Raw genomic sequence first — 7,017 nt, 5'->3', positions numbered from 1 at the left:
CCAGACTTCCCGGCACACCAACGGGCATTCTATCGCGTCCGAGCGGTCGCTCGGGCGCTCTGGGAGCGCGAGAGGTCGCCCGGCCACCGGCGTCCGAGCAACGCATGGCCGGATCGGGAAGCCCCGGTGAACACCTCGTCGTGGACCCCGGGCACGGCCCCCAGCAGCCCGGCGAGGCCCTGACCATGGAGACATGGCCTACGGCGACGGTCCCTTCCCCCTGGCGCTCGCGCACCGCGGTGGCGCGCAGCTGGCCCCCGAGAACACCCTGGCGGCGTTCGAGCGATCGGCGGCGCTCGGGGTGCGCTACCTCGAGTCCGACGTGCGGCTCACCGCCGACGGACAGCTCGTGTGCTTCCACGACGAGACGCTCGACCGCATCACCGACGGCACCGGCCCGGTGGCAGGCCGCAGCCTGCGCGAGCTCCAGCGGCTGCGGGTGTGCGGGCAGGAGCAGGTGCCGACCCTGGTGGAGGCGCTCGAGGCCTTCCCCGACGCGTGCTTCTCGATCGACCTCAAGGACGAGTCCGCACTCGAGCCGCTGGTGCAGGTCCTGCGGATCCGGCGCTATCGCGAGCGGGTGTGCGTCGCCGGCGCGTGGGACGGCTGGCTGCGTCGGGTCCGCGAGGGTGCCCCGGGCGTGGCCACCTCCCTCGGCTGGCGCTCCCTGACCACGCTGATCGCCTGCTCGCGCGCCGGCGTGCCCGTGCCGCGCTGGATCGGCTCGGCGCCGTTCGCGCACGTGCCGATCCAGCTGGGGCGCGTCCCGATCTTCGTCGAGGAGGTGGTGCACCTGGCCCACTCCGTCGGGGTGCGGGTCATCACCTGGACGTGCAACGACCCGGTCGCGATGGACCGCCTGCTGTCGCTCGGCGTCGACGGCGTCATCTCGGACCGCCCCGACCTGCTGCGCGAGGTCCTGGTCGCCCGCGGCGACTGGGTGCCGATGCCTGGCGCGGTTCCGGCCGCCGACGAGCACGAGGTGGGGCTGCCGGGCAACCTGTGACAGGCTCGCTGCGTCCTCCGAGGAGCAGTCCTTCGAGCAGCTGGGACGTGCCGACGAGCCAGGGGGTGCCCGCATGGTCGACGACCTCGACGGTCTGGTGCGTCGCGCCGGCCCGCTCGTCTGGCGCTGGGCGCAGGCGATCGTGCCCCGGCCCGCCGCCCGTGAGGTGACCGAGGACGTGCTCGTCACCCTGGCCGGGCGGCGCGGTGAGGCCTCCCACGGCCAGGTGCGAGCCGTCGCCGAGCGCCGGATCCGGCTGGCCGCCCGCGAGCAGGACGTGCCCCAGCCCGACCACGACGACCTCGACGCCCTGTGGGGACGCGCCGCGAGCCTCGCCGGCGACGGGGTGTGCCCCGTCTCGGCCGACGACGTGCGGGCCCGTATGACGACCGCCCACCGTCGTCGCCAGGTGACCGCCCTGGCGGTGGCCGGAGCACTCGTGGTCGCCGGCGGGTGGGTCGCCGTCGACCGGCTGCGTGACGGCACGCCTTCGCCCACGACCACGCAGTCACCCACCGCGTCCCCGACCTCGAGCGGCGGTGCGGCGTCGCCCACGGCATACCCGCCCTCGTCCACGACCCCGTCGTGGACGCCGACCCAGAGCGGGTCGGCGCAGCCGACCCCCGTCCCGGAGCCGGACGTCCTGCCGCTCGAGGCCTACGAGGCCGCCCTCGGCACGGCGGCAGGCCGCCGGACGAGCGCCCTGCCCCGCGTCGAGCAGCAGGGCGCGGACCTGTGGCTGGTGCGCGGCTCGGGCACGACCCGCCTGGCGCGGTCCTCCGGCAGGCCGGACCTGGCGATGGTCACGCCGGTGGCCTTCGGACCGGACGGCGGCGCCGTCGTGGTCCTCGCCGACCAGGGCGGCCAGGGCGAGATGGGGACGGAGCTGCGGTGGTGGAAGGGACAGGGGGCGCCGGTCAGGGCGGCGGGTGGCGAGATTAGTGGCTTCGCCGTGTCCCCGGACGGGTCCCGGCTGGCCTACGTCGAGTGGGCGACCGACGGGGGTCCGGCGCCGTTCACGGTCCGGGTGATCGACGCCGCGACGGGCACCGAGGTCGCGCGTCAGGAGGTGCCGACCTCCGCGTGGGTGGCGTCCTGGACCACGCGCGGGGTCCTGATCATGCAGACCGTGATGCCCGAGACACCCACGCCGACCGGCACGGCCGGCCCGAGCGGCGACCCGACGCCGGCGGAGGGCCGGCAGGGCACGCTCCACTTCCTCTGGGAGCTGGGGCAGCGGATGCACCACCTGGACCTGCCCGACGACGCGGTCGTCACGCCGGACTCGCAAGGGGACCCGGCCTATGTCATGCGCCTGGACGACGAACGCGCGTGCACCTACCGGGTGCCGGTCAGCGACATCACGTCGACGTCGCACCCGTGCCTGCCGACGGAGGCCATGGCGCCGACGGCGACCAGCCCGGACGGGCGATACCAGGCCCGGACCGCGGGACCCGTGCAGGTCATGGACCTGCGCAGCGGGCGCTGGCGGGCCTATGGCGGCAGCAACCCCGCCATGCGGTCGCCGGCGACGATGATCTCGGGGTGGGAGGACGGGCGCACCGTGCTGCTGGCGGTGAGCCCGGGCGACGGCCGGGCGCCGGTCATGCTGCGCTGGGACGTCGAGACGGACGCCGTCGAGCGGGTGCCCGGCCCGCCGACGGTCCTCGTGCCCGCCCTCCGCACCTCCCCGAGGTAGTCAGCGCTGGGACATCCCCTGCTTGATGAAGTCCATGACCGAGGCGTCCGTGAGCGTCGTCGAGTCGCCGATCTCGCGGCCCTCGGCGACGTCCTTGAGCAGGCGCCGCATGATCTTGCCGGACCGCGTCTTGGGCAGCTCGGTGACGATCATGACCGACTTGGGCTTGGCGATCGGGCTGATCTCCTTGGCGACGTGGGACCGCAGCTCCTCGACCGTGGAGTCGCTCTGCTGCGCGCCCTCGCGCAGGATCACGAACGCGCACACGGCCTGACCGGTCGTGTCATCGGCCGCCCCGACGACGGCCGCCTCGGCCACCGACGGGTGCGACACCAGGGCCGACTCGATCTCGGCGGTGGACAGGCGGTGGCCCGAGACGTTCATGACGTCGTCGACCCGGCCGAGCAGCCAGATGTTGCCGTTCGCGTCGTACTTCGCGCCGTCGCCGGCGAAGTAGTACTTCTCGCCGAACCGGCTCCAGTAGGTGTCCTTGTAGCGCTCCGGGTCGCCCCAGATGCCGCGCAGCATCGAGGGCCACGGCTTGGTGAGCACGAGGTAGCCGACCTTCTCCGCCTCGGTGAAGGGTTCGCCCGCGTCGTCGAGGATCTCGGCGCTGATGCCCGGGATGGGCCGCTGCGCCGAGCCCGGCTCCAGCGAGGTGACGCCCGGCAGCGGGCTGATCATGATCGCGCCCGTCTCGGTCTGCCACCAGGTGTCGACGATCGGGCAGCGGTCGCCGCCGATGTTCTTGCGGTACCACAGCCACGCCTCGGGGTTGATCGGCTCGCCGACCGAGCCGAGGACGCGCAGCGAGGACAGGTCGAACTTCTGCGGGATCTCGGCGCCCCACTTCATGCAGGTGCGGATCGCGGTGGGGGCGGTGTAGAGGATCGTGACGCCGTACTTCTGGATGATCTCCCACCAGCGGCCCTGGTGCGGGTAGTCCGGGGTGCCCTCGTAGACGACCTGGGTCGCGCCGTTGGCGAGCGGTCCGTAGACGAGGTAGGAGTGCCCGGTGACCCAGCCGATGTCGGCGGTGCACCAGTAGACGTCGGTCTCGGGGTGCAGGTCGTGGACGACGGCGTTGGTGTAGGCCGCCTGCGTGAGGTAGCCGCCGGAGGTGTGCAGGATGCCCTTGGGCTTCCCGGTCGTGCCGGAGGTGTAGAGGATGTAGAGCGGGTGCTCGGCCGCCATCGGCTGCGCCTCGTGCCGGTCGCTCTGCCGGTCGACGAGGTCGTGCCACCACACGTCCTTGTCGGACCACTCGACGTCGGCGCCGGTGCGGCGCACGACGAGCACGTGCTCGATCGGGGAGCCCTCGCCCGACACGGCCTGGTCGACGGCGGCCTTAAGCGGAGCGGGCTTGCCCTTGCGGTACTGCCCGTCGGCGGTGATGACGACGCGGGCCTCGGCGTCGGCGATGCGGGAGCGGATGGCGTCGGCGCTGAAACCGCCGAACACCACCGAGTGCGGGGCGCCGAGGCGGGCGCAGGCCAGCATCGACACGATCGCCTCGGGGATCATGGGCAGGTAGATCGCGACCCGGTCGCCCTTGGCCACGCCCAGCTCGGTGAGCGCGTTGGCGGCCTGGCAGACGCGGCGCTGCAGCTCGGCATACGTGATCGTCTGGGTGTCGCCCTCGGCGCCCTCGAAGTGGATGGCGACCCGCTCGCCGTTGCCGGCCTCGACGTGCCGGTCGACGCAGTTGTGGGCGACGTTGAGCTCGCCGTCGGCGAACCACGTCGCGAACGGCGCGTCGCTCCAGTCCAGGACCTGGGTGAAGTCCTTGCTCCAGGAGACGTACTTCCTCGCCTGGTCGGCCCAGAAGCCCTCGAGGTCGGCGTCGGCCTGGTCGAACAGCTCGGCCTGCCCGACCGCCTGCTCGGTGAACGCGGGGTCCGGCGGGAACTCCTGCGCGGTGTGGTCAGAGCGGTCAGACAAGTCAGACACGGTCGGCTCCTCCTCGAGTCGGGTCGGTTGCCCCCCAGCCAACCTCACATCGGGCGCCCGTGCCAGGCCACCGGCCGCGCCTGAGACGGTCGTCGTCGGGTGGTCGGTGCCCGTCGCCGGGCGGTCACCGGCCGTATGCCGCAGCCGCGCCGCACGAGGGGCCACCGGCATACGGGCATGATGGGGTGGACGTCCGAGCCCACCCGCCACGACAGGAGCAGCCCATGACCGAGCCCACCCCGCTCGCGGCACCTGAGCCGTCGCCGATGCCGTCTCCACTGTCGGCGCCCCGGCCCGTCGCCGAGGTGACGCCGCAGCAGGCGGCCACCGCGGTGCCCGTCGACCCGGCCGTGGCCGACGCGCTGCGCCGCAACGCCGAGGGCTTCGTGCAGCAGCTGCTCGCCGTCGACGTGCACTCGCCGGTGCTCGACCAGCGCGTCCGCGACATCAGCACGATGGGCGATGCCGAGGTCAAGGCGTCGTCGCAGCTGTCCTCGCGCATGCTCGACCGTCGCGCCCGCTCGGGCTCGGTGGGGGCACGTCAGGGCGGTCCGGAGCAGGTCGCGGGGGAGCAGCTCGTGCGCCTGCGCCAGGAGGTCGAGGAGCTGGACCCCGCCGACCTCGACAAGCCGGCGCGCAAGCTCCTCGGGCTGGTGCCGATGGGGGACCGGGTCGCGGACTACGTCGAGCGCTACTACGCCAGCCAGGACCGCATCAACATGCTGATCCTGTCGCTGCGGACCCAGCAGGACGAGCTGCGCAAGGACAACGCGGCGGTCGCGGGCGAGCGGGCCCACCTGTGGCGGCTCATGGGCCAGCTGCAGGAGTACTCCGTGCTCGCGGGGGCCATCGACGACGAGATCGGGCGTGCGCTGCCGGGGATCGAGGCGTCCGACCCGGCCCGCGCCCACGTGCTGCGCGACCAGGTGCAGCGCGCGGCCCGGCAGAAGCACCAGGACCTGCTGACCCACCTCGCGGTGTGCACCCAGGGCTATCTCGCGCTGGACCTCGTGCGGTCCAACAACGAGCTGCTCGTCCAGGGCATCGACCGGGCGGCGACCACGACGCTGGCGGCGCTGCGCACGGCCGTGGTCGTCTCGGGCGCGGTCAAGGGGCAGCGCCGGGTCGTCGACGGGGTGCAGGACCTGGACCGCCGCTCGGCGGAGCTGCTGGACGACTCGGCCCAGACCATGCGGGACACCGCGGGAACCGGCTCGCCGGACGCGATCGCGCGCCTCAAGAGCGCCTTCGGCGAGGTCTACGCCGCGCTCGACGAGGCCGACGCCACGCGCATCCGCGGCGCCGCGGCCGAGGACGAGACCCGCCGCACGCTGGACCAGCGGCGCCGGTGACTAGGCTGGGGTCGTGGCTGGCAACGCTCTGACGCGCTACCTCGCGTCCACCAAGAACATCGTGGGATCCGTGCTCGGGCTCGGGGCCGCGGCCGTCACGGTGCCCACCGACCTCGCCGGGGACTGGTGGCCCGCCGCGGTCGTCGGGCTGTATGCCGTCGGCGCGGCCGTCGCCCCCGGAGCGCGCCGACGTGGGGGTCTTGCGACGGGCACCCAGGCCACGCAGGCGCTGATCGTCGACCTGCGCACCGAGCTGCAGCGTCTCGTCGACCAGACCGACAAGTCCTCCAACCGGCTCCCCGAGGAGGGCTACCTCGCGTTCCACCGCGTCGTGGCCGTGTTGCGCGACATCCTTCAGCGCGCGGAGCAGCTGGCCACCTCGCCGGACGACCTGCACGTGGTGCAGCGCACGGTGCGGGACTACCTGCCGACCTCGCTCCAGGCCTATCTCAACCTGCCGGGCAGCTATGCCCGTGACGCCCCGGGCGCGGAGGGTCGCACCCCCGCGCAGGAGCTGACCCACCAGATGCAGGTGCTCGAGCAGCGGCTGGGGTCGGTGCAGAGCGCGATCTATGCCGGCGACGCGCAGACCCTGACCGACCAGGGCCGCTTCCTCGAGGAGAAGTTCCACCACGACGGACCTACCCCAGGTAGTCACATCGACCGGCCTTAGTCCCCCAGGCTGATGTGACCAACCCCGGCTGATGTGCCCAACCCAGGTCGATGTGACCAACCCAGGTCGATCCGATCGTCCAGCCGTATGCCGGAGCCCGGCCTAGGCCGGCCTGGCCCGGATGCGCTGCCCATCGGGCACGCGGGCGCTCAGGTCTGCGGGGTTCCGGCGTCCCGCGGGAACGGGTGGAGAACGCCACCCATGACGGTGGCGTTCTCCACCCGTTCGGTTTGCACCCGGAGCTCGCTGCACGAACTGATCCGTCGGGGCATGTCGGGTCGCCCTGGGCGCCATGAGAACGTTCAACCTGCCCCGTCGGGTCACTTTCAGCCGCCTG

General features: G+C 73.0%; 5 protein-coding genes. 4 read left to right on the top strand and 1 reads right to left on the bottom strand.

Annotated elements, in window-relative coordinates:
• Positions 1-193 precede the first annotated feature (193 nt).
• Both B2P18_RS06835 and B2P18_RS06830 read left to right on the top strand, forming a co-directional pair.
• Entirely contained in the window at positions 194-1,006 is an 813-nt protein-coding gene (locus B2P18_RS06835) for a glycerophosphodiester phosphodiesterase family protein (RefSeq protein ID WP_286957415.1), read from the top strand.
• Between the two features lie 73 nt (positions 1,007-1,079).
• Entirely contained in the window at positions 1,080-2,705 is a 1,626-nt protein-coding gene (locus tag B2P18_RS06830; RefSeq protein WP_286957413.1) for a hypothetical protein, read from the top strand.
• Here the strand turns inward: B2P18_RS06830 and acs are convergent, their stop codons facing one another.
• Positions 2,706-4,646, bottom strand: a complete 1,941-nt coding sequence (gene acs, locus B2P18_RS06825; protein ID WP_376783691.1) for an acetate--CoA ligase — start codon at positions 4,644-4,646, stop codon at positions 2,706-2,708. It lies immediately after the preceding gene.
• 233 nt (positions 4,647-4,879) lie between these two features.
• Between acs and B2P18_RS06820 the strand changes: the two genes are divergently transcribed.
• Entirely contained in the window at positions 4,880-6,007 is a 1,128-nt protein-coding gene (locus B2P18_RS06820) for a toxic anion resistance protein (protein ID WP_286957404.1), read from the top strand.
• Between the two features lie 13 nt (positions 6,008-6,020).
• Positions 6,021-6,680 carry a hypothetical protein gene (locus B2P18_RS06815; RefSeq protein WP_029212941.1) on the top strand — a complete coding sequence of 220 codons (660 nt, stop codon included), beginning with the start codon at positions 6,021-6,023 and terminating at the stop codon, positions 6,678-6,680.
• The last annotated feature ends 337 nt before the right edge of the window (positions 6,681-7,017 follow it).

Source organism: Arsenicicoccus sp. UBA2120 (assembly GCF_002330965.1).
Taxonomy (GTDB): domain Bacteria; phylum Actinomycetota; class Actinomycetes; order Actinomycetales; family Dermatophilaceae; genus Arsenicicoccus; species Arsenicicoccus bolidensis.
This window is presented reverse-complemented; position numbering and strand designations above follow the sequence as displayed.

Bases quoted from the DNA above. Each gene is read 5' to 3' on its own strand.
- B2P18_RS06835 (WP_286957415.1), top strand. From the start codon at position 194: ATGGCCTACGGCGACGGTCCCTTCCCCCTGGCGCTCGCGCACCGCGGT.
- B2P18_RS06830 (WP_286957413.1), top strand. From the start codon at position 1,080: ATGGTCGACGACCTCGACGGTCTGGTGCGTCGCGCCGGCCCGCTCGTC.
- B2P18_RS06820 (WP_286957404.1), top strand. From the start codon at position 4,880: ATGACCGAGCCCACCCCGCTCGCGGCACCTGAGCCGTCGCCGATGCCG.